The sequence below is a fragment of the Enterococcus sp. AZ040 genome (assembly GCF_050499185.1).
GTDB lineage: Bacteria > Bacillota > Bacilli > Lactobacillales > Enterococcaceae > Enterococcus_D > Enterococcus_D entomosocium.
Genome location: NZ_JBMHEW010000001.1, coordinates 857,851 through 881,611, shown reverse-complemented (window position 1 = coordinate 881,611; position 23,761 = coordinate 857,851). Strand labels below are relative to the sequence as shown.

The window sequence follows — 23,761 nt, the reverse complement described above, 5'->3', positions numbered from 1 at the left end:
TTTTTAAAACAAAAAAATAGACGCATTCTGCTTGCTCCCATGACATTGGAACAATCAGCTGCCTCTTCCCACTATTATTATACCGCATCCAGAGTCAAAAAAATAGACTAGTATTTTTGGTGGATGCCCGTATAATTGAGTTACTTTGGAGAATGGATGTGAGTCTGAATGAACAACCTAAAGGCTGAAAAGAAGCATCTCGCAGACACGTACCAGCAATTGCTGACACGAAAGACAGTGCTGAACAGTTTCTTGACTGAAGGCAGAAAAAAAGATCGCCTTGCGATGCAAAGCATCGGCGAAGAGATTCGCTTAAACTTTGATAATTTTGCTGACCGTTTAGATACTTTTGCTGCCATCGAAAGTAAGAATCGTGAGATCGACCAAATGAACGCCGCTCTTCAATCTGCTGAACGTGAATTAGCTGCCATCGACCGTCTTCTGGATAGTCCCTACTTTGGTAAAATCTCCCTACAATTTGAAGATGAGGAAACGATAGAAGATTTTTACATTGGGATCAATGGTTTTGTTAATGAAAATAAGGAAGGGCTGATCTATGATTGGCGCTCCCCAATTGCCGAATTGTTCTATGCCAAACGCTTGGGTCCGGTCTCTTATCAAGTGAACAATCAGACGATTTCTGCCGTTCTTGAACAACGCCGTCAATTTATTATCGAAAAAGATCAATTGAAGCAAGCCTTTGATACCTCAGTGGCGATTCAAGATGACGTGTTACTGGCAGCCCTTGAAGCCAATAATAGCCAAAAAATGCAGGATATCACTGCTTCGATCCAACACGAACAAAACGTCATCATCCGTGACTTAGCGCATAAAAACCTACTGGTCAACGGTGTTGCTGGAAGCGGAAAAACTTCTGCTGTCATGCAGCGGATCGCCTTTTTGCTGTACCATTTTCGTGAAGAGATGACCGCAGAGAATGTCTTGATCCTCTCCCCGAATTCGCGGTTTATTGATTATATTTCGCAAGTGCTGCCTTCCCTCGGTGAAAAAAATCCATTGACGTTGACCATGCGGCAGTTTTGCCAAGTATTTCCTAGCGTTGACTTAGAACCGGAAGAGGCTTATTTTGACCGCATGTTGACCATGCGGCAGTTTTGCCAAGTATTTCCTAGCGTTGACTTAGAACCGGAAGAGGCTTATTTTGACCGCATCCAGCAAGCACCCAGTGAAGCAATCGAACTTTTACGCAGTGCTGACTTCAGCCGCTTTCTTCAATCCTTGAGCAAACAGCTGCCAGAAGAACTTGTGCTTCAGTTTAAACCAATCAAAAGAAAAAACGTCGTCCTTTTTTCTGAAGAAACGATCGACACTTTCTTCCAAGAAACACCGAAACAGGCACCCTTGCGCGATCGCATCCAAGCTGTCAAAAAGAAATTGGCTTACGCTTGGGAGGAACGATTGCAAAAAAATGCCTTAGCAGCGAATGTTCACGACCAAGTTCGTTCTTTGACTGAAGATGAACAACGATCCCTTTTAGGGACAGTTTTAAAAGATGATTCAGAAAAAACGATTCAGAAAGCAGCCCTTCGCCTCCTAAAGAAAAAATATGCAAAAGTTACGAAACAAATCAACGACCTTACGTGGTTTGATACGAAACAATTGTTAGCAGACAGTGCCGACTATTTTACTCATGGACAGATCACTTTGACGCAAACAACAGATAGTTTGGATTATACTGTTTGTCTATTGCTGATACGTCATTTGGTGGCCGAAAAACAACCTGTCCCTGCTTTGCGCTATCTCTTTATCGACGAAGTCCAAGATTATACGCCAGCACAACTGCAGTTTCTATTATGTCTTTTTCCTATGACCGCTTTCACCCTCGTGGGGGATCAGCAACAGGCGATTTTTACAAGTGCCATCACCGTATCAGAAATCCAAACGATATTTCAACAACAGGCGAAATCCCTCGAAACGTATCAGCTGACTACGAGTTATCGGTCTAGCGGTGCAATCACACGGTTATTTGCTCAAATGCTACCAAAAGAAACCAATTTAAAAATCTCTGCCGTTCGACCAGCAGGAAAGTTGCCACAGTTTTATGCCAATCTGACTGACGTTGCCTTGGTAGACATAGTAAAGGAACTTAAGCAGCCAGTAACGATCATCACAAAAGATAGTCGATCCAGTGAAGAGCTTAAACAATTCTTCGATAAACAGGCCGTGTCATTTCATGGAACGGTTTTACCGATTCATCTTGCCAAAGGATTGGAATTTAAGCAGGTTCTTTTATATGCTGTTTCAGCAGAAAATTATCATACCGATCAAGATCAGCGGATTCTCTATACGGCGATTTCTCGTGCAATGGAAGAACTGATGGTAACTTCAAAAACGACCTTTTCACCGTTTCTCACTATTTGATAGTAGAACGAGAAACCTCCTATTTTCTATAGAATCTTGATAAGATTTGAGAGAACCCTGTCTTGTCTCTCTAGGTAGTTCTCTCACCTAACTGATCAAGAAGTGAAAATGCTATCGATCAAATAAAAAAGCATCAACGCGATTGCGTTGATGCTTTGCTTTTGATTTGATTAGCGATGGATGTAAGTATATCCAGATGCGCTCAATGTTGCAGTGTTTGGTCCACCAGGACTGTCAAAGCCCATTCCGCCTTGAGAGATCGTGATCGTATTGTTTGATGGGTTGTATGATTCAACATAGGCTACGTGACCATAAGTTGGATCAGCAGTCCAAACGCCACCAACTGATTGACCAGCGGCAAAGACTACAACAGCACCGGCTGCTGGTGTACCATTGACAGTGTACCCATCAGCTGCAGCTGACGCACCCCATTGGGCCCCGTTACCCCAGTAAGTACCTACCCAAGGAGCACGGTTTTTCACGTACCAAGTACATTGACCCCAAGCATACATGTTCCCTGAGCTTGAATGATCTTTTCCGCCGCCTGTAGAAGTACTTCCGGTAGAATCATTGTTTGATGAAGAGTTTGAACCTGAGTTACTTGAACTTGAATTGCTTGAACCAGTGTTCGAAGAGCTTGTGTTCGATGAACTTGAGCTGTTAGAACTGCTAGTATTGCTTGAACTTGAGCTTGTGTTGCTTGAAGAACTACTTGTTGCTGTTTCAGTAGAAACAACTGTATTTTCTGTCGTGCTCTCTGTTGATTGGGCAGCAGCTTCTTCTTGTGCTTCTTTCAAAGCAGCAGCTTGTCTTTCTTCTTCTGCTTTTTGAGCAGCAGCAGCTTCTTGTTGTTCTTTCAAGATACGGGCTTTTTCAGCTTCCGCTTCTTGTTTTTTCTTGTTCAATGCATCTTTGTCTTTTTCAGCAGTTGCTTGTTCTGCTGCTAAGTTTGCTTTCAAGACATTTAAATCAGCTTGTTTTGCTGCAATGGCATCTTTTTGTTGGCTAAGTTCTGCTTGGTTTGCAGCAACTTCTTGGATCTTGCTTTCGTTTTCTTTGACTTTGTCTTCAACATCTTGTTTGTCTTGTTTTTGTTGTTCAACTAAATCATTGTTTGCATTGACGATCGTTGTCATCGCTTGTACGCGACCGATAACATCCGTTAAAGAATCTGCTTCTAAAACAGCATCAATGAAATTGGTGCTTTGACCGTTAACTTGTACATCACGGGCTTGCTTTTGAATTGCTTCTTCACGTTTGGCAATACGCAATTTCAATGTTGCGATTTTGTCTTGCAATTTCTCAGCTTCTTGACCTAACTCAACTTGTTTTGCTTCTAATGAAGCAACTTTTGCACTCACTGTTTCAATTTCTGCTTCTAGAGAATCGATCTGTGATTGGGCGTCAGCTTGCTGACCTTTAAGAGAATTGATTTTTTGGTCTTGCTGCTCGATTTGAACATCAATGGAATCTGCAAATGCTAATGCAGGTGCTGCAACTGCGGTTAATGTTAGTGAACACACCATTAATGCTGATAACAAACTATTCTTCACTCGTTTTTCCTCCGACTAGCTGGTTGATTTGACAGATGAACTGCCTTTATAAAAACTTAATTTTGTCTAAGAAAGTTTAATGTTCGATTTAACGACAAATGAATTCTACCATAATGATATGACACACAGATAAAGGAAATGTTACAAAAATGTTTCAATCTAACACTTCCTTTATCTCAGCGATAAATAACAGAACAATTAAAGACCGTTAAATCAATGTTTCTGAATAAAACACCGCGTTTTCTTTTCATTTTCAAAAAATGATGTTCTTTCTATTTTAGTTATTTTTATCACATAAAAGCACCTAAATAAGAGCACTTATAGTTTTTTCGGAATTATCTTAACAAGAAAAACTATGAAAACAAGAAATCTTTCAAAAAAAGACCCTTTATGTGACAAGATTCCTTTTCCTTCCTATAATAAATAAAACAAGCGAGGAGGGAATCGCGATTCGTACACACAAAAAATGGTTTTGGCCATTGGCACTTCTTACACTTTTTGTCACCTGTTTCCTGTTATTCTTTCAATTTCGTAAGGTGCATGAAGCCGATACACCTTTGCAACAGGCAAGCAACAGTGAGTTTTGGCTCTTAAGTGATATTCATTTTCTTTCCTCCACGCTTCATGATAATGGCGAAGCCTTTCAGACCTTCACGCAAGGAGCTGCTGGCAAAGAGATGATGTATCAAGAACAATCAATCGAGGCCTTCACCGCTCAAGCCTTAAAGGAGAAACCAACGGGAATTATTTTGACCGGTGATATGACGCTCAATGGCGAGAAAGCAAGTGCTCAAGAGTTGGCAAGATTGCTTGAACCATTGCAAGAAGCTGGCATTATGGTTTTAGCATTACCTGGCAACCACGAGATTTACAATGGTTGGGCGCGAGCATTTCAAGGTGAAAAGGAATACTATGCCGATCAAATCAGTCCTGAGGATTTTCAAACGATTTTTGCTGAAGGTTACGAAAAAGCCAACAGTATCGACAAGTCTTCCCTTAGCTACAGCATTCAGTTAAATGACAAGTATCGCCTCTTTTTACTAGATTCATGTATCTACGATTCTGAGGTTAATTGGGATGAGCCTACAACGAATGGTGAGTTGAAACCAGCTACTCTAACCTGGTTGGAGGAGCAATTAACCCTGACAAAAGAAGCAGAGCAAGTACCACTGGTCTTTTTACACCATAACTTGTTCAGTCATAATAAATTGTTACAAGACGGTTATGTTCTCAACAACGCCTCTGAGACTGTCGCTTTGTTGGAACGCTTCAACGTGCCAGCCGTTTTCTCTGGTCATATCCACATTCAAGACATTAACGAAGGGAATGATTCGCTTTATGAAGCAGTCACTGGGTCTTATTCAACAGCAGAATTAGGCTACGGCGTCCTTTCTCTTTCTGACAAAGATATCGACTACGAAGCTCGGCAGATTGATCTCGATGCTTGGGCGGCTGAAACGAAGCAAACTGATGAACAGTTACTGGACTATCAAAACTACCAGAAAAGTATTTTTGAAAATGACACCGACCAACTGGTCCGCGACCAATTGTCCGCCGTGTCTGAACTGTCAGAAGCCCAGATCACACAACTTTGCACGTTTGTCACGAAGCTGAACACGGCCCTTTTTACTGGCAATGATACTTACTCAGTCGAGGAAATAGCTGCCATCAAAGACTCCGAGGAGTATCAGTGGTTATCGACCTATTCTTACTTTTTGAAGCAATATGTCGATTCAATGCTCGACGATCAAACCGATGATCGCAAGCTGACGATCCCCCTCACAGCAGAATAAAGCCAAAAAGTGTCTTCTTCCTTTCTTTTAGGAAAAAGACACTTTTTCTTTTCTAATGAACGATAGCCCTCTCGTTTGGGTAAACGAGAAGGCTATCTGACGAGTCAATATTTATTCTTTGAAAGTGCAGCATACTATTACTACTATTATTTATTTCTCATTTAAACGATACAATCCCTAACCTCTATTGTATCCTTGTAACTCTGAAGTTACGCCAGGTTTGAATAAATTTCTTCAAAACAAGTAACGTGTGGTACAAAAATATTTGTCGCTTATTAACAACTATACCACGAGACAGAGTGCAAATGGAAGAAAACGTACTTATTCTTAAACATTACTTAAACAAAAAGCTTTGTTTTCATACAGTGTTGCCCTTTAAGAATTTTACGTGAAGCGATTAACCTTCCTGTCATGCATATCTGCTAACCATTCCTATACGGGGATTCCTTTTATTCAATAGGCAAGTCGTGCTGTTTTAAAAAAGATAATTTATCCCAGTAGCCTCTTTGAAATAAAATTTTATCATTTACTATTTGAAAAAAACCGCAGCCTCTCAAACCTAATGGGTCACGCCACTCTAAAATTGCCCATTGTCCATCTTCGAAAATGTTCTCAACGATACAAACCATTTTTGCGTTAGAAAAATCTTGCTCAAACATCTGCTTTATCGCTTCTTTCCCAATAACTGGCTCATTGGCAACCTGATGGTTTATTGCATTGTCATCATATAATTCTGAAATACATTCTACATCTGCTTGATTAAACGCATCAACCCATTGGCAAAGTATTTCTTTTGGCTTCATATAGATTCCCCCTCGATAGGTAATCATCTTTGTTCCCATCTGCAATAAAAAAAGTATCTAATTTGTATCAATATATTCTACTTTTGCAATTGATTCAAGACAATATCGATGAAACGAATAAGAATTATCGATCTTGCACATCGATTACTCTTGTATAAGTACGGGGGACCATACATTGAATCGTGGCATTTTCCACTGTACCTGTTTCTTTATTCTATTCAAATGAGACATGCCATTTGAATCACTAGCGATCATTGATTTTATTGGTAGCGATGCTACTAAACCTGTTCAATCACTTTTTCATTTACTGTGAAAAGCATTTATTTATTGAATACGGTATAGTGCCCTCTTTCTCTTTTCCTCTTTTTATACGCTTATCATCGAATGAGAAATCATGGATAAGTAAAACGCAACGCTTAGGGTTAGTTGACTATCGAAAGCAAAGATGTACTATTTACCATGCCAGGCCCTCAAAGCCTGCAACTATTCTCTTGTAACAGATCCTGGAAACCTTATCAATTTCAATATTTACATAAAATAAAACAAAAAAAAAGCGAGAACCCAATGGATTCTCGCTTGTTAACGTCAATTAACCTTTAACGATGTTTGTTGCTTGTAAGCCACGTTGGCCTTCTTCAACGTCGAAAGTCACTGCTTGACCTTCTTCTAAAGTTTTGAAGCCGTCGCCTTGGATAGCTGAGAAGTGAGCAAATACATCATTGCCGTCTTCACCTGTAATAAATCCAAAACCTTTATCTGCATTAAACCATTTTACTGTACCGTTATTCATAAACGTATACCTCCATATTACACATCGACTGTGTTTATTTGTTTGTAATAGAAAATGATGTGTAATTGAAGTGTGTATCAATAGAAAAGATAAACAAGTATTAACATATCAGAACTTTACCTATTCATCATAGCACGGTTAAAATAAAATAGCAAATAAATTTGGGCTTTTTTCTTGATAATAAGCGAAATTGTTAAGAAACCTTATGATTAAGCCTAGGAATTGCTTTATCTGGAAGAATCAAAAATCAAAGAGTTGCGCCGTTTGAAGCAATTACTTTTTTGTACCAATCAAAAGATGCTTTCTTGATGCGTTTCTTTGTGCCATTGCCTTCATCGTCTTGGTCGACGTAGATAAAACCATAGCGTTTCGACATTTGTGAGGTCGAAGCACTGATGATATCGATGCAGCCCCATGCCGTATAGCCAAAGACCTCGACGCCATCATGTAAGGCTTCATTGATTTGTTCAATATGCTGACGCAGATAGTCGATTCGATAAAAATCATCGATCGTGCCATCTTCGTTTACGACATCCTCTGCTCCCAAACCGTTTTCGGCAATAAACAAAGGTTTTTGGTAGCGATCATAGAGTTGATTCAATGCTGTTCGCAACCCTTTGGGATCGATCTGCCAACCCCATTTACTGCTTGGCAAATAGGGGTTTTTGATCCCACCAGTAATCAAATTCCCGACAGCACTTTCCAATCGTTCTGGATGCGCGCTGACTGCACTGGACATATAGTAACTAAAGGAAACAAAATCCACAGGGTTTTCCCGGATGACTTCTAAATCTCCTGGTTCGATCACCAATTCCACTCCTTTTTCTTCAAACATGCGGTTGGCATATGCTGGATAATAGCCTCTTGCCTGCACATCACTGAAAAAGAGTGAGGTTCGTTGACTTTCGACTGTTTTTTGGACATCATCTGGATCACAGCTGTACGGCGTTAATAATTGATAGCTGATCATACAGCCGACCTTGGCATTGGGAATCAATCGATGGCAAAAGTCAGTCACGATTGCGCTGGCGACAAATTGATGGTGCGCCCCTTGGTACTTGTCTTGTTCAATATTTGGATGGCCTTCTTCAATGATCCCAACACTAACATATGGATGGTGTTTGACACAGTTGATTTCATTAAAAGTCACCCAGTATTTGACTTTCTTTTGGTATCGCTCAATCACCGTCTTGGCAAAACGGACATAAAAGTCGATCACTTGCCGATTCGGCCATCCTCCATACTCAGTCACTAAATACAAAGGCATCTCATAATGGGATAGTGATACCACTGGTTCAATCCCATACTTCAAACATTCATCAAAGACTGCGTCGTAAAATGCCAATCCAGCTTCGTTTGGCTCTACCTCATTCCCCTTTGGAAAGATCCGTGTCCAAGCAATTGACATCCGATAGGCTTTGAAGCCCATCTCAGCAAATAAGCGAATATCTTCTTTAAAGTGATGATAAAAATCGATGCCCTGTCTTTTCGGATAGTATTTCGTGCTGTTAGGATCCTGTGCTTCTGCAACTTGCTGATGAGTCATCATATGCCATTGGTCAGTCCAACGTTCTTTCGGCATTGAGGAATCGAACAGATAGACATCAGAAACCGACAAGCCTTTTCCATCGATCCCAGAGCCTCCTTCAACTTGGTTGGCAGCTGTTGCTCCCCCCCAGAGGAAATCTTTTGGAAAATAACTTTTCATTTTACTTGCCTCCTTTCAAAAATGATTCGTACGCCAACGCTTCCCCATTCGTGGCGATCACTTGCTGATAATACGCAAAACTAGCTTTTTTCTTGCGGGAAAGATCTCCGCTACCATCATTTTGCTTATCGACATAGATAAAGCCGTATCGTTTTTCCATCTCTCCTGTCCCCGCAGAAACGATATCGATCGGTCCCCACCATGTATAGCCTAGAATCGTTGCGCCATCTTTGATCGATTCCGCCATTGCCTTTACATGGTCTTTCAAATAAGCCATCCGTTCTTCATCGACGATCGATCCATCTTCATTGACAACATCCTTTAAACCAATTCCGTTTTCAACGATAAATAATGGTTTTTGATAGCGATCAGTCAATTCGCTGCAAACATAGCGTAATGCCAACGGATCGATCGGCCATCCCCAAGCAGTTTCTTTTAGGTAAGGATTCTTTTTCCCCAATAATCCGCCAGTATTACCTAAAATTTTCATGCCCGCTTCATGTAATGAGCTGCGGTAAAAACTAAAGCCTAAATAATCGCAGGTCCCCGCTTTAATGATCGCTAGATCTTCTTCTGTAATGTCCAGCAACAGATGATTATCCTTCACGATGCGGTCGAAGTATTCAGGATACGCTCCTCGCAATTGCACATCACTATAAAACAAAGAACGACGGCGCAGTTGATACGATTCAAAAACATCTTGCGGGTTGCACGTTGCAGGATAAATCGGACTCAGTGACAGCATACAGCCAATCTGATTGTTTTCATCTACTGCCTTCCCATTCAGAACTGCTTTGGCACTTGCAACAAACATATTATGACTCGCTTGATAAAGTGCCTGTAATTTTTCTTCTTCAGTCTCGAAAGAAAACACATCGATACCTGCTGCGAGTAAAGGGATCGTATGGGTATGGTTGATTTCATTGAAAGTCATCCAATATTTCACTTTCCCTTTATAGCGTGCAAAAACCACTTTTGTATACCGATCAAAAAAATCGATCAGTGCACGATTTTGCCAACCACCATATTTCGTTACCAAATGCAGTGGTGTCTCAAAGTGAGCTAACGTAACAACTGGTTGGATCCCTTTTTCATTCAAGGCATCAAATAAATCATCATAAAATTGTAAACCTGCTTCATTCGGTTCCGTCTCATCCCCATTCGGAAAAATGCGACTCCAAGCAATTGAGGTACGCAAACACTTCAAGCCCATTTCCGCAAACAGTTCAATGTCTTCTGGGTACCGATGATAAAAGTCGATGGCTTCATGGCTCGGATAAAAGTTTTCCTCTTCAAGCTGCAGTGAAACTTGCTCAATACGTTTTTCACCAACTGGTAAAATATCTGCTACGCTTAATCCTTTTCCTCCTTCCAAATAAGCTCCTTCGGCTTGATTTGCGGCGATTGCGCCGCCCCATAGGAAATTTTTTGGAAATACACTCATGAAATCGCTCCTTTTAATAAATCATTTGCTACCAATGCGGTAACGTCTTTTTTCGCTTGATCCACAACTGTCAATGCATCTTCTTTGATCACACTGGTAAAGACCAACATGGTTGTCGGATCATATCCTTTTTCAATAATTTTTGCTAAGTCAAAGGTGCCAATTTTTTGCCCCTTCACGACTTGATCCCCTTGTTTCACCGAAATCTCAAACACGTTTTTTGCTAAATCAACCGTGTCTAAGCCGATATGAACCAACACTTCCGTCCCAGCAGCTGATTGGATCCCAAAAGCATGTCCAGTTGGAAACACTGTCACAACCGTACCAGTAAGTGGCGCATAAATATCGCCGGCTGATGGATAAACGGCTAATCCATCTCCCATTGCTCGAGAAGAAAATACTTCATCTTTGACATCATCAAGCGTGATCGCTTCACCAGCAACTGGTGTCATCACTTGCAGCCCTGCACCTTCTTCTAAAACAGGTTCTAGCGTTTCTTCAAATCCTAATACATAGGTCAAAATAGCAGTACCGAAGAACGCAAAGGCAATGCCGATCAAATAGTACACAAAGGTGTCCCCAAAGAAAGCTGGCAATGTCGTCAATGCTGGAAAAACATAGACGATGGCCTTGGTTTGCATCATGCCCATAAACGCACCAGCAATGGCACCAACGATGGTTTGAGCAATCAACGGCTTTTTAAATTTTACCGAAAGTCCATAGACGATGGGTTCTGTAATTCCTCCAAGCAATGCTGGAAGCAAGGAAGATAGCGCCAGACCTTTGGTTTCTTTTCTGCGAGAGCGTAAAAATACACCTAAAGCAACCCCAGCACTCGCAAATGTTGCTGCTGCGATCATCGGGCGCAGCGTATCATAGCCATATACCGCTAGGTTATTGACCATGATCGGTACAACTCCCCAATGGATCCCGATCATTACTAAGAATGTCCAACCGCCACCGATCAACAAGCCAGCCAACAGCCCACTCTTATCGCTGATAAAGTTCATGGCATTGCCTAAACCGTCCCCAAGCATTACACCTACCGGTCCAATGATCAAAACGGTCAGAGGCACCATGATCAAAAGAGCCACTAGCGATAGAGCAAAAATCTCGATACTCTTAGGAATGATCCGTTTGAGTAGGCGTTCCAAGTGCGAGTAGATATAGATCGAAACGATCGCTGGAATCACGGTACCCGAATACCCCATCAGCACAGCTGGGATGCCAAAGAAATCAACCGTCACACCGTTTTCCGTCACCATTGCTGTAAAATTCGGCTCCAGCAACGCCCCAACGATTGCTAAAGCAATAAACATATTGACTTTGAAAATCCGCGCTGCACTGATCGCTAAAAATAAAGGCAAGAAATAAAAGACACTATTGCCAGCAGCAGCTAATATTTTATAGGTGCTTCCTTCTGCGTCCATCAAATGATAGGTCGTAAAAACAACTAGTAAAGCTTTCAACATCCCTGCCCCTGCAAGCGCAACAATGATTGGATTAAAGATCGCAGACAATACATTGAAGAATCGGATAAATACATTGCCTTGTTTTTCTGTTGATTCTTCGGCATCTCCATCACTTTCCAAAGCGTTTTGGATCGAATACTTGCTCATGATCGTTTGAAAAACATCTGCCACATGATTCCCGATCACGACTTGAAACTGGCCATTTCCTTCAATGACTGACAATACCCCATCAAGCTGCTGGATTTTGTTCTTATTTTTTCGTGCCAACTCGACATCTTTCAACTTAAAACGCAATCTAGTGATGCAATGATACAGGCTAACGATATTTTGTTCCCCACCGACCTGTGCTATAATTTCACTAGCAAGTTTTGAATAATCTTTTGCCAAATGACTCACTCCCGTGTTTGATTTATAAAGCGCTTTATGGCGTTACTATAGCAGATTTTTTTCTCTCACCTGCGAAAGTTCGCAATTTGGAAACTGCTTACAAGAAAGGAAAGAAAATGGGCCTCTTAATCATTCGTTTATTGAATCTTTTAAATAATGCACCCACTGATTCCACCAACTACTATATCGGTTTGACCATGATCAACTATTACGATCAGATCCAAACTCTAAGTATTGGTGAATTCGCCGCTCTTTGCCATGTGTCAAAGTCAACCGTTTCAAAATTCGCCCGTACCTTAGGCTTTGATGACTATGGTGATTTAAAAGACAACGCAGCTTTCATCGAGAACCGCTTCAACAATCCGCTAAATTATCGCTCGAATATTTTGTCTGCTTTGGAGCAAGAAGGCGTAGACTCCTATTTTGACGCAGTGATACAAGACATCGATTATCTGCGGCATCATCTTGATCTGCCAGCCATCGAACGGGTCGCACAAGCAATTGTTTCGCATAAAAATGTCTTTGCTTTTGGAATATTATTCTCAGAATCGGCTGCTATTGATTTCCAGATCAAACTAGCTTACAACGGCAAGTTCATTCGGACCTTCCAAGACGATCTCGTACAGGAAGAAATCATCAAATCTGCCGATGAAGAATCGCTTTTTATTATTTTTACCAATTCCGGTGACTACCTGACCAAGCAACAAATTCGAAATGGAACGCCTCGAAAAGATTTCTTTGATCGAACCAAAGCCAAAGTCATCGTGATCACCGCCAACCCACAGATCTCGGAACTTCCCTTTGTCCAAGAAGCCATCATCTTCCCTCATCAAACCCATTTCCAAACCCATGCCTTTATGTATCAGTTCATCATGGATTTGATCGTATCGAAGTTCAAGCAGTTGACTGATCGAAAGCGAATGTAGTAATGACCCTCCATTATAGAAGAAGGGCATTTCTTCCATAATGGAGGGTTCTTTGTGAATGAGATGTCTCATTCATTCGTAAGCGTCACGCATTTATTCCTAGTTTCTTTGAAATTTTTTTAATCCTAGGCTGATATTTATTAAATTTCTCCTCATTTATGTTTTTTGTTTCACAAACTTCACTTCGGTATGGTATAATCATTTTGTTTTTAAGAAAACTATGGGAATACAAAGGAGAAGGAAACATGAAAAAAACTAAAATCACTTTAATCGCTGCATCATTGCTTATGGGAGGCACTCTTTTAGCTGCATGTAGTTCAGATAACGACACAGCTGCAAGCTCATCATCAACAGCAGCTTCAACTGCTGCATCAACTGAATCATCAGATGATGTTGTTTCAACTGCTTCTATCAGTGACCAAACTTCAGTCATTGAAAAAGCATTGGGTGCAGATGGTAACTGGATCGTTGCTGTAACTGCTGACATGACATTTGATAACGATGTAACCGTTGATGGCGAATTCCATGATAAAGGCGATGACTCAGCTGATATCTACCGTAAATTTGCATTGTACTCACAAGATGAAGACCGCAACGTAACAGCTGAGTACACAGTAACTGTTCCTAAATTGATCGTTAACTCAGAAAACTTCAACATCGTTCACGGTGTAATCAAAGGTGACGTTGAAGTGAATGCAAACGGCTTTGTATTGAACGGTGCAAAAGTTGAAGGTAACGTAACATTCACTTCAAAAGAATTCCAAGATTCAGCAACACTTGACGAAGATGGCGCTTCTGTAACAGGCGACGTAACAGTTAGCGAATAATCTTTCACTGGATTTCTGTGAAATAGATGAAGAAAAAACGAGGTTGACAAGTTGATCATTGATCCTTGTCAACTTTTTTTTGTTTTTTTATAAACAATTGCATCCGTTCTCATTACTAACATTGTGTAAGTAAGAACAAAGCACAAGAAAAAAACTGGCTTGCTTACGCAAAACCAGCTTCTTCTTTAGGCGCTTATTCTTCAATAACTGCCCACTTGTAATCGTATTGCGCACCGGCACCGTGAGAAACGACCCCTTTTACTTTTGGTGCACGTAAATGAGCTTCAACGTTTTGGTACACAGGGATAACCCCTTGTTGATCCATAATGATTTTCTCTGCATCCAACAAATCTTGCCAGCGGGCATCTGGATTGCCAGCATTTGTCGTGGCAGATGATTTCACTGCTGCATCGTACTCATCGCTTGTCCAACGACCTCGGTTGTATGAATTATCGGTTACAAATAGATCTGTAAAACTGCTGGCATCCGCATAGTCAGCACCCCAGCCACCCATAACGACATCAAAATCACCTGAGTTTGAACGATCAAGGCGAACGGAGAAAGGTACTGGACTTAGGCTAACTTTCACCCCATCAAGCGTATCTTGAATCGCACTTTGAATATATTCAATGGCTTTTTTGGTTGAGTCTGTGTCAGAGGCCAAAATTTCAAAACTTAAAGAATCGATTCCCAAAGCCTCTTTGGCTTTTTCCCAATGTTCTTTGGCTTTTTCTTGATCGTATTCAATGACACTTTCCGCTTCATCGACAAAATCAGTATTATCAGTTGGGTTAAAGGTCATTCCTTTTGGTATCAATCCTGTGGAAGCCAATGAACCATCACCTAAAATCGATGTCACTAATGCATCACGATCGATGGCATAAGAGATTGCTTTACGCAGATCCTCATTGCGAAATGGCGAATCTTCTTCTCGCTGATTCAACTCGATATAGGAAGTACGGGCTAATGGTTCTGACACAAACGCTTCATCATTGGCCATTTGCTGCGCCAATTCTCCTGTTAAGATGACGTCGTCCGCTTGCCCATCCTGGAATAGATTCAAGGAGGTCGATGATTCTTTTACAACACTGACATTGATCGTATCAAGTTTCACCGTATCTTTATCCCAATATTGGTCGTTCTTTTCATATGACCATTCTGTATCGGTTCCTGGACCATCAAAGCCAGCTAACACAAACGGTCCATTGTAAACGGCATTGTCGCTTGTTGAAGCATATTGATCGCCGTTGTCTTCTACGACTGCTTGGCTTTGTGGGAAGAAGGATGGAAATGCCAATAAGTATTGGAAGTATGGCGTAGGTGTCGTCAGCGTGATTTCTAATTCATAGTCGCTGACTGCTTTGATCCCCAATTCTGAGGCATCTTTTTCACCTGCTGTTATCGCTTCGGCATTGGTTACGGGCGCAAATAAGTACGCATATTCAGAACCTGTTTCCGCACTTACGGTGCGTTGCCAGCCAAAGACATAATCCGCTGCTGTTACTGGTTCTCCATTTGACCATTTGGCATCTTCACGTAATTTCAATTTATAGGTCAGACCATCTTCACTGACTTCCGCTAATTCGGCGGCACCTGCTGGTTCGGGCTTACTATCAGCATCTAAGCGGTACAACCCTTCATACACATTATTTAAAGCACTGAAACTGATCGTATCGGTGGCTAAGGATAGATCGGCACTAGGCATTTCTTGTTGAACCACAACATTAAAAATTTGTTCGGCAGCTGCTGTCCCACTACCACTTGAACTTTCACCTGTACTTGATGTCCCTCCTGTTGAGCAACCTGCTAATACGATTCCACAAACAGCGATGACACCATATCCCCATTTTTTCTTCATCTTACCTACCCCTTATGAAAATCCAAAATTTTCAGAATTATTACAAAATTCTGAATGTAAATAAGATTTTAATAAATATTAATTATAAAAGCAAGCTATTTTTCTCATTTTATTATTATTTATTTTTTATGTTAACACTGCATGTTATTATTTATGACACAAAAACAAAAAACACAAAGCTAAAGAGATCGCGCTTTGCGTTTTTTTATCTTTGGATAGAAAAGTGGATTACTCCATTTTATAGCTTTGACGCGTCACTTTACCCTCTCGTACCGCAGCGATAATAGTTGGAATAGCCCCAATCGCCGTAAAGAGATAGACCAGACCTAAGTTCCCGTAATATTGACTCGCTTCCAAATACCCTTCACGAATCAAATCAGGTAAAATACGGAAAGCGTAGAAGACATCAACGTCCGTGTAATAATTCGCTACACTGATCGACCAGTCGATACGATTCCCGACATAGACCATAATGATCATGACGATGATACTACTAATAATACCTTTTGTACTGAGTTTTCCACCTAATAATTCATACCCTTTGATGGCACAGATCGCCATTGCGATTCCAGACAATGCAGCTACATATCCCAGTTGTCCTAATAAAATAATTGCGCCGGCACCAATCAGTGAACCAAGAAACGCGCCCACTGTTCCAGCTAGCCAATTTTCTTTTTTCTGCCCTTTTTCCCGTTCTTGTGCAAGGACCGCTTCTTGTTGTTTCTTAAAGCAAGCTTCACACGCAATGACGGGAGTGCCGCCAATAGCATACAGCGAAACCGGCTCAGTGATCGTTCCGCAGAAGGTACAAGCATTTTGGTAACCTTTCGTCTTCAAGAAATTCGTCAATTGGTCCAACGCAGTACGGATCTTGTCCACAGTTTTCCCTGCAGTCATCGCTCCGCGTAATGTATAGGCAACTTGATATCCTTGGATCACACAGTCGGTGATCTCTTTTGACTCACTTAAAACTTCTTTGACTTCTTCTTGGTTCGGAAGTTCCCCCTCTTTGCTAAGGGAAAAATGAGCCACAAGAGAATAACTATTGTTATTCTCTTGAACTAAAAAAAGTTTATAACTATGATACGTTCCATAAATCACCCCGGTGGAAGTATCAACTGAGAGCCCCAACGGCTCGGCAAATTTGGTCAATGTCTTCTCGATCTTCTTATTCATTTTTCTCCTTCTTTCCAACAAACACTTACCTTTTTAGGTATAGCTAAAAGTTTAAGGAGAGTAGAAATGAAAGTCAATCAATTTGTTCAAAAAACCTAGTTTTTTTATTTATTCTGTGACAAATCGCCGCAATGCATCAGCAACCCCATGGTCTGTATTGCTAGCCGTCACAAAATCAGCTTTTGCTTTGACCAAATCGGGCGCATTCTCCATCGCAACACCGATACCGGCTGAAGCAATCATTGGCAGGTCATTAAAATTATCGCCGATCGCTAAGGTTTGCGCCAGCGGCACTTGGAAATAGGCCGCTAATTCATTTAGCGCCTTATCTTTTCCCACAGCTTGATGAGTGACTTCCAAATAATTCTCTTTGGATAAATAAAAGGCGCTTTCTAAAAAGTCAGCGTTCTGGCAGGCAGCATGAAGCGCTTGGATTTCTGCCGTTGTGCCGATCAAAAGAAACTTATGTACCTCAAAAGCTTCTTGTGCCAACAGTTGTTCCAATGAAGTTTCCAAAGGGGTCTCTTTGGTGATCGCCGCTTCTGCCTGTGCCCACTGATCCACTCTTTCGTAATACCACTGATCACCAGAGTAGACATTGATCGAAACGGCAGGAAAATCAGCTTTGATGCGAGCAACCAAAGTCTTTGCTTCTGCTTTTTTGACCTCATGACTAAATATTGGTACAAGCGTACCCGTATGATCGTACCGTCCAATCAGGGCACCGTTGTAGCAAGCCAAGGGCCAGTCTTCTATCTCTAATTCTTCAGCTATCGGTAGCATTCCTTTCGGGGAGCGAGCGGAAGCCAAAACAAAAGGAATCGCTTGCTGCTTCAACCGTTTGATTTCTACAATCAAAACCGGATCGATTTGATGTTTATGATCCAAGATCGTCCCATCGATATCACTTAAAATAAACCCAATCTGCTTTTTTTCCAAATAAACCATCCTTTCCCATTCCCCATCCTTTTTACGAAAGCGAATTGATCCATCGCTTTCGACCAAAACAAGCGCCGTTTCCATAAAACGAAAACAGCTTTCTTGTCCTTCTTTGCTTCCAGTTTACCATACTAGCCAATGAAAAAAAGAGTGCATCGCTGCACTCTTAGGAAGTATAGATATAAAACTCGATTTCCTTCTTGATCGGCTTTTTGATCCAGCGTTTCACAGCAGCTGCCCGCTTCAAGCCCATATGCTCATAAAAACCGTAATTACAAGTGGTATCGGTATAAAGGAAAAACGGAGCTGTTTTATCATGCTGGACCATCGCTAAGAAGGAAGTAAAGAGTTGCTTGCCTACACCCAATCCTTGTGTTTTGGGACTAACGGCAAACAAACCAACTTCGGTCTGAAAAGGAATTTTTAAGTCTTTCAACATCGCTTGATTTAACTCAGCCACCTCTTTGGCATAATGCAGCAGCGTGTTTCTCCCTTGATTAGAAAGCATTAAGCAGCCAGCATGCCACATCGTTTTCCCCCAATAGCGCATTGGATGAAGCTTCTTCCCTCTTTTACTGTCTGCTAATAAGATACCGACAGCTTCACCATTTAAAAGAGCCACACGTGAATAGGTAGCACGGGCAAGTTCATAACACAAAAAGACATGAGCAAAGTGTTTGGCGGTCTTCTGGTCAAATTGCTTGTCGTAGTTCCAGCTATCAATAATTACTTGCACAAGCGCAGGCAGATCTTCTCGTTTAAATGGTCGATATGTTACTTGTTTATTCATTCTATCTTCCTCCCAGTAGTTGACTATCTTTAGTATAAAGTTTACAGTAACTGTAAAGTCAAGGAGGAACGCCATGAAAACCAAATTAAAAGTATCGGAAATGGCACGCTTAGCGCGAATCAATACTCGGACACTCCACTATTATGACGAGATTGGGCTATTTCAACCAAACAGCAAAGACGAGAACGGGTACCGGTATTATTCCCTTGATCAACTTTTGGATCTCGGATTGATCCTGTCATTGAAAGAATTATCGATGCCCTTAAAAGAGATTCAAACAGCGTTGCAGGGGGATGCCGAGACCATGAGAAACTTATTGGAAGCCAAGCGGCAAACCATCGATGAAAAAATTCAGCAGTTGACCAACATCCAAAAAATCATCGAACGAAAAGCAGCGGACTTGCGTCTGGCTGCAGAAAAAACTTCCCCCTTCACCTTGAAGGAACAGCCAGAGGAGTATTTCTCCCTTAGTCCTAGATTAAACGGCAGCAGCATCCCAGAGATGATCACCCAAGCCTACGACCTTTTGATGGCACAGCCTTATCTTTTCTCGAATAACGAATACGGTTTTATGATTCGGACGAACAAAGACAATACGCAGGACATCGACTACGTTTATGTGCGGCAAGAAGAACCACAACGAGCTTCCTTCGTGAAACCGGCAGGTTGCTATTTAACCACCATTTATCAGGGGGATGACGAAGGATTGAAGCAGTTCTATCAAAAACTCAAGCAGCTGATTGCAGCGCACCAATGGCAAATCGATGACTACTTCTATGAACGATCGATCCATGAAACGACCCTTAGCAACGAGCAAGCTTATTTGACAGAGATCCAAGTCCGGATTTTATCTGAGGAATAAGGATTCGTCTAAACAACACTAAAAAGTAAATGAAAAAACGCAACGACCACGAGCAGTTTCTTTCGCCTCGTCGTCGTTGTGTTTTAATTAAATCAAATGGTTTTCTTTCAACAGATCGCCAATGTAGGTATGTTCAGTTTTCTTAACGAAGCCTTCCAATAGTTTCCGTTCGATAAATGGTAGCTCCATTTCCGTGATTTTTTTCTTATCGGTCAGATAATAGACAGCTTTGGCCAAGGTACGCAGATCATAAGCGGAAGCAAACACTTCTGGTACCCCGCGTTCCACATCTAATAGCTGATAAACAGCCTCCATTGCAGTCCGAACGGAATACTCTGTTGTAAAAACAGTGTCTCTTTCAGTCTCTGCGAAATTACCGATAAAAGCTAAGTTTTTGGAGCCATTTGGAATAACCAATGGCCGATCCCCTGGCTCACGCAGCATGAAGTAGGAAGTGATAAACGGCATGTAAACCGGAACTGCCACACTTGATTCTTTTGAAATGCGTTGGATTTCTGCTTCCGGCACGCCTAAATGGTAAAGCAGTTCTTGCACGATTTCTTGTCCAGAACATTGCTCAATTGGTTTTTTGATGTAGTTTCCTGGCGTATTTGACAACAAGCCATACACCCATGTGATCGTTTGTTGGTCTTTTTGTTCTTTAAAGTGCGGTTGGCGATGGGTCGCAAAGCTCATCATCCAATTGGAATCTTTGATGGTGACGATCCCCCCAGTGACGATTCTGCCTGTTCGCAACTTGCGATGGGTCAATTTTTCTAAATAAGGTTCAACATCAAAATTTTGCCAAGTGACAGTTGCCGAAACAAACCAGCTTTCTTCAGGTAAGTTTTCATAAAAGACTTCTGGATGACCAAAATCAGGCGATTGCGCCGCCAAGTTTTTCCATAAACGCCAGCTACCACCAGGTGCTTTTGAGATAGGCGCTGGAGTATAATGGTCCCCTTGCGTGGAACTTTCAGTGATCGATCCGTTGGTAACAAAGACCAAGTCATCTTCTGACAAAGGAATTTCTTCGATTGCCCCCGCTTTTTCTAGCACAAGTTTTTGAGCAACTTTTTCCTCGCCCACGATCCGAACATCGATATTGCTGACTGTGCATTCATATTGGAAGTCGACTCCTTGTTCTTCCAAATAAGCAAGTAGTGGTTTGACCAATGACTCATATTGGTTGTAACGGGTAAATTTTAACGCGGTAAAATCAGGCAAGCCATCGATATGATGCACAAAACGCAACACATAGCGACGCATTTCAATCGCCGAATGCCATTTTTCAAAGGCGAACATCGTACACCAGTATAGCCAAAAATTGGATTCAAAGAATTCTTCGCCAAAAACATCTTCGATTTTTTTCCCGATCAATTGATCTTCTGAAGTCATAAATAATTGAGTCAATTCTTTTTGTGCTGTAGCAGACAAGGTAAATTCTCCATCATCTGCTGCTCGTTGGCCGCGATTGTGGATGATCCGACAGTTAGACGAATTTGGATCATCGTGATCCAACCAGTAAAACTCATCTAACACCGAAGCATCTTCCACCTCCAAAGACGGAATCGAGCGAAATAAATCCCACAGACACTCAAAATGATTTTCCATTTCTCGACCGCCGCGGGTCACAAATCCATCATGGGGAATGAATTTTCCGTCTAATGAACCGCCTGATAAAGAAAGTTCTTCAAGGATGTGGATTTTCTCACCCGCCATATGGCCGTCACGGATCAAGAAGACTGCCGCAGCAAGTCCTGCTAATCCACCACCAACAATATAGGCTTCTTTCTTTTCGACATCTTTCGGTTTTCTGCTTCTTGCAAAAGCTTCGTAATTTCCGTTCGTATATCTCATGTAGATCCCTCCTAATATTGGTACGTTTTTATGGTATCAGTAACTATTTTTTTTGACAAAAATTTGTACTAGTAAAATCAAGTGATTTTGACAAATCGGCCTTTTTGTCAAAAAAACAAGGGCAAAGTCCCACCTTTTAGAAGATCTGCGCCCAGCACAAAAAGCGCCCCTAAGAAAACTGATTGCAGCTTTCTTAGGGGCGTTTCTAACAAAGGACAAACCCTTTGCCTTTTCAATAAAATATTTATTTCACGCGTAGAGCGAAGCTAGCAGTCGAAAAGCCTGATTGTGCTTCGGTGACTGTATAACCCGTGCTTGGCGCATGGATATAGCTTGTATTACTTGTAGCGATCGCTACATGGTAGGTATTCCCTTTTTGACCCCAGAACAGCAAGTCGCCAGCTTGTGCTTGCGAGACAGGAATGATCGTCCCTGCGCTTTCTTGTGGGACTGTCCAATCACCGATGTTTTTGCCCGTCACTTTTAAGAAGACGTAGCGTGTAAACCCAGAACAGTCGAAGACATCTGGTCCTTTGCCTCCCCATTGATAAGGAGTGCCGATATGTTTTCTAGCTTCTGCAACGATCGCTGCTCCGTTCACGCTCATCGGAACATTGGTATTGCCTGCGTTGTTATTGTTGCCAGGAGTCGTCGCACTGACTTCTTTGACATATGCTGCAGATACCCAGCCACCAGTTGATAACTTATACCAAGTGGTATTGCCATTGACTGACGTGCCTTGTTTTTGAGCCACTGCTTTGAAGGTCGCATTACTGCCCAAACTGCTGACCACACTTGCAGAAGTCGATGCACTTGAGCGCACATTCATCCCAGTGGTTGTTTGGAACGTCTTATTGATGGCTTGCTCACTCGCATTGCTTGAGCCGTTTGATGAACCAGTATTGTTTGAACCTGTGTTTGAATTATTGTTATTACTTGTATTTCCAGAACTAGACGTGACGTCACGCACATATGCCGCTGTGATCCAGCCACCAGTCGATACTTTGTACCAAACATTGGTGCCGCCAACGGATGTGCCATTTTTCTGGGCAACGACCTTCACCGTCGTGCTGTTGCTTAGGCTGCCAACGACACTGCCGCTTGTTGACGCACTCGAACGAACATTTAATGCCGCTGTTGTTTTCACGTTCTTGCTGATAGCCGTTTCTGCAGAAACACTTGTATTGCCGCCAGAAGAACTATTGCCTGTGGAGCTACTGGAAACATCTTTGACATAGGCTGCCGTGATCCAACCGCCTGTGGACAATTTGTACCAAGTGGTCGTGCCATTCACCGATGTCCCACTCTTTTGTGCAACGACCTGTACTGTCGCATTACTGCTCAAACCGCGTACGACACTAGAACTTGTCGTTGCATTTGAACGGACGTTCAATGCAGTAGTCGTTTTCACTGATTTCGAAATTGCTTTTTCCGATGAAGAAGACGACGAATTGGACGAGCCTGTATTGGCAGAAGAAGAGCCTGAGGTGCTCTTCACATAAGCCCCTGAGATCCAGCCGCCTGTTGATAGCTTATACCATATTGTATTGCCATTCACTGAGGTACCGTTCTTTTGAGCCACCGCAGTGATTGTTGTATTTGCTCCTACACCACTTACGATAGAGGCACTTGTTGAAGCATTTGAACGAACATTCAGTGAAGCTGTTGTTTTAAATTGTCGATTGATCGCCGTTTCAGCTGACGATCTGGCAAGAGTAGCAGTTGTGTTGGTTGATGACGAAGCGTTCGTCGTTTCGGTCGCATGAGCAAGAGACGTAAAGACACCTGATGTTGATGCTAACGCTGCTGTGATACCCAATCCTTTTTGTACGAAAAGGGACCGTTTTTGTTTCACTAAACGCTTCCGTTTGATTTTCCGAGATTCCAATAAAACACCCCCTGTACCCCATTTTAACAAAAATTAATATTTTTTGATATTGTTTTCGTTTTGTATTTTTTTAATTTGCGTTTAATAAAACGTGTCATTTATTTTCCTGCGTTATTCTTTTTAATCACTTTCTCTTTGACGCTGACCGTTGGCACTATATTTACAAAGATTTCTATAAACAACAAAAAAATGCTATTTCATTCAACGTTATTTTAATTCGCGAATAAAAACAGGATTTTTTTTACAAACAAACCCACTTTTTGAAAATCAAGACTGTTATTTGAATAACATTTCTTTCCTGAT

Annotated in this window: 17 protein-coding genes; 5 read left to right on the top strand and 12 right to left on the bottom strand. The window is 41.6% G+C overall.

The annotated features are described in order from the left end of the window. The first annotated feature begins 168 nt into the window (after positions 1–168). Complete coding sequence (locus IGK63_RS03970; protein WP_429972440.1) at positions 169–2,382, top strand: HelD family protein; 2,214 nt, start codon at positions 169–171, stop codon at positions 2,380–2,382. 170 nt (positions 2,383–2,552) lie between these two features. On the opposite strand, the gene IGK63_RS03965 is transcribed toward IGK63_RS03970, so the two are convergent. Further along, positions 2,553–3,935 (bottom strand): CHAP domain-containing protein, encoded by a 1,383-nt coding sequence (locus IGK63_RS03965; RefSeq protein WP_034872450.1) that lies wholly within the window; start codon positions 3,933–3,935, stop codon positions 2,553–2,555. A 392-nt stretch (positions 3,936–4,327) separates the two neighbouring features. Between IGK63_RS03965 and IGK63_RS03960 the strand changes: the two genes are divergently transcribed. Beyond that, complete coding sequence (locus IGK63_RS03960; RefSeq protein WP_016613791.1) at positions 4,328–5,728, top strand: metallophosphoesterase; 1,401 nt, start codon at positions 4,328–4,330, stop codon at positions 5,726–5,728. A gap of 449 nt (positions 5,729–6,177) precedes the next feature. Here IGK63_RS03960 and IGK63_RS03955 read toward each other — a convergent pair whose 3' ends face one another. The 5 genes from IGK63_RS03955 to IGK63_RS03935 all read right to left on the bottom strand — a co-directional run bounded on the left by IGK63_RS03955 (position 6,178) and on the right by IGK63_RS03935 (position 12,341). Beyond that, on the bottom strand, positions 6,178–6,531 hold the full coding sequence (locus tag IGK63_RS03955) for a nuclear transport factor 2 family protein (protein ID WP_005237337.1): 354 nt from the start codon (positions 6,529–6,531) through the stop codon (positions 6,178–6,180). Positions 6,532–7,120: 589 nt separating this feature from the next. After that, a complete protein-coding gene (locus IGK63_RS03950; protein WP_005225331.1) occupies positions 7,121–7,321 on the bottom strand; it encodes a cold-shock protein in 201 nt (66 codons plus the stop codon). Between the two features lie 247 nt (positions 7,322–7,568). Further along, entirely contained in the window at positions 7,569–9,029 is a 1,461-nt protein-coding gene (locus IGK63_RS03945) for a glycoside hydrolase family 1 protein (protein ID WP_016613788.1), read from the bottom strand. Position 9,030: 1 nt separating this feature from the next. Beyond that, positions 9,031–10,473 carry a glycoside hydrolase family 1 protein gene (locus tag IGK63_RS03940; RefSeq protein ID WP_005237340.1) on the bottom strand — a complete coding sequence of 481 codons (1,443 nt, stop codon included), beginning with the start codon at positions 10,471–10,473 and terminating at the stop codon, positions 9,031–9,033. Continuing rightward, on the bottom strand, positions 10,470–12,341 hold the full coding sequence (locus tag IGK63_RS03935; RefSeq protein ID WP_016613787.1) for a beta-glucoside-specific PTS transporter subunit IIABC: 1,872 nt from the start codon (positions 12,339–12,341) through the stop codon (positions 10,470–10,472). Before IGK63_RS03935 ends, IGK63_RS03940 begins: the two co-directional genes overlap by 4 nt. Positions 12,342–12,448: 107 nt before the next feature. Here IGK63_RS03935 and IGK63_RS03930 point away from each other — a divergent pair, with 107 nt between their 5' ends. Both IGK63_RS03930 and IGK63_RS03925 read left to right on the top strand, forming a co-directional pair. Continuing rightward, a complete protein-coding gene (locus IGK63_RS03930) occupies positions 12,449–13,258 on the top strand; it encodes a MurR/RpiR family transcriptional regulator (protein WP_008377267.1) in 810 nt (269 codons plus the stop codon). A gap of 245 nt (positions 13,259–13,503) precedes the next feature. Beyond that, positions 13,504–14,085, top strand: a complete 582-nt coding sequence (locus tag IGK63_RS03925; protein ID WP_005237347.1) for a polymer-forming cytoskeletal protein — start codon at positions 13,504–13,506, stop codon at positions 14,083–14,085. Positions 14,086–14,278: 193 nt separating this feature from the next. On the opposite strand, the gene IGK63_RS03920 is transcribed toward IGK63_RS03925, so the two are convergent. From IGK63_RS03920 to IGK63_RS03905, 4 genes are all read right to left on the bottom strand, one after another. Next, positions 14,279–15,943: a peptide ABC transporter substrate-binding protein gene (locus tag IGK63_RS03920; RefSeq protein WP_005237349.1), complete on the bottom strand. Its 1,665-nt coding sequence runs from the start codon at positions 15,941–15,943 to the stop codon at positions 14,279–14,281. A gap of 228 nt (positions 15,944–16,171) precedes the next feature. After that, positions 16,172–17,119, bottom strand: a complete 948-nt coding sequence (locus tag IGK63_RS03915) for a hypothetical protein (protein ID WP_016613784.1) — start codon at positions 17,117–17,119, stop codon at positions 16,172–16,174. A gap of 108 nt (positions 17,120–17,227) precedes the next feature. Then, a complete protein-coding gene (locus tag IGK63_RS03910; protein ID WP_034872507.1) occupies positions 17,228–18,067 on the bottom strand; it encodes a Cof-type HAD-IIB family hydrolase in 840 nt (279 codons plus the stop codon). A 157-nt stretch (positions 18,068–18,224) separates the two neighbouring features. After that, positions 18,225–18,848 carry a GNAT family N-acetyltransferase gene (locus tag IGK63_RS03905; protein ID WP_034872445.1) on the bottom strand — a complete coding sequence of 208 codons (624 nt, stop codon included), beginning with the start codon at positions 18,846–18,848 and terminating at the stop codon, positions 18,225–18,227. 73 nt (positions 18,849–18,921) lie between these two features. Here IGK63_RS03905 and IGK63_RS03900 point away from each other — a divergent pair, with 73 nt between their 5' ends. Beyond that, positions 18,922–19,710 (top strand): MerR family transcriptional regulator, encoded by a 789-nt coding sequence (locus IGK63_RS03900; RefSeq protein ID WP_016613781.1) that lies wholly within the window; start codon positions 18,922–18,924, stop codon positions 19,708–19,710. Positions 19,711–19,797: 87 nt separating this feature from the next. On the opposite strand, the gene IGK63_RS03895 is transcribed toward IGK63_RS03900, so the two are convergent. After that, complete coding sequence (locus IGK63_RS03895; RefSeq protein ID WP_016613779.1) at positions 19,798–21,570, bottom strand: oleate hydratase; 1,773 nt, start codon at positions 21,568–21,570, stop codon at positions 19,798–19,800. Positions 21,571–21,814: 244 nt separating this feature from the next. Beyond that, entirely contained in the window at positions 21,815–23,458 is a 1,644-nt protein-coding gene (locus IGK63_RS03890) for an SH3 domain-containing protein (protein ID WP_034872443.1), read from the bottom strand. Positions 23,459–23,761: the final 303 nt, after the last annotated feature.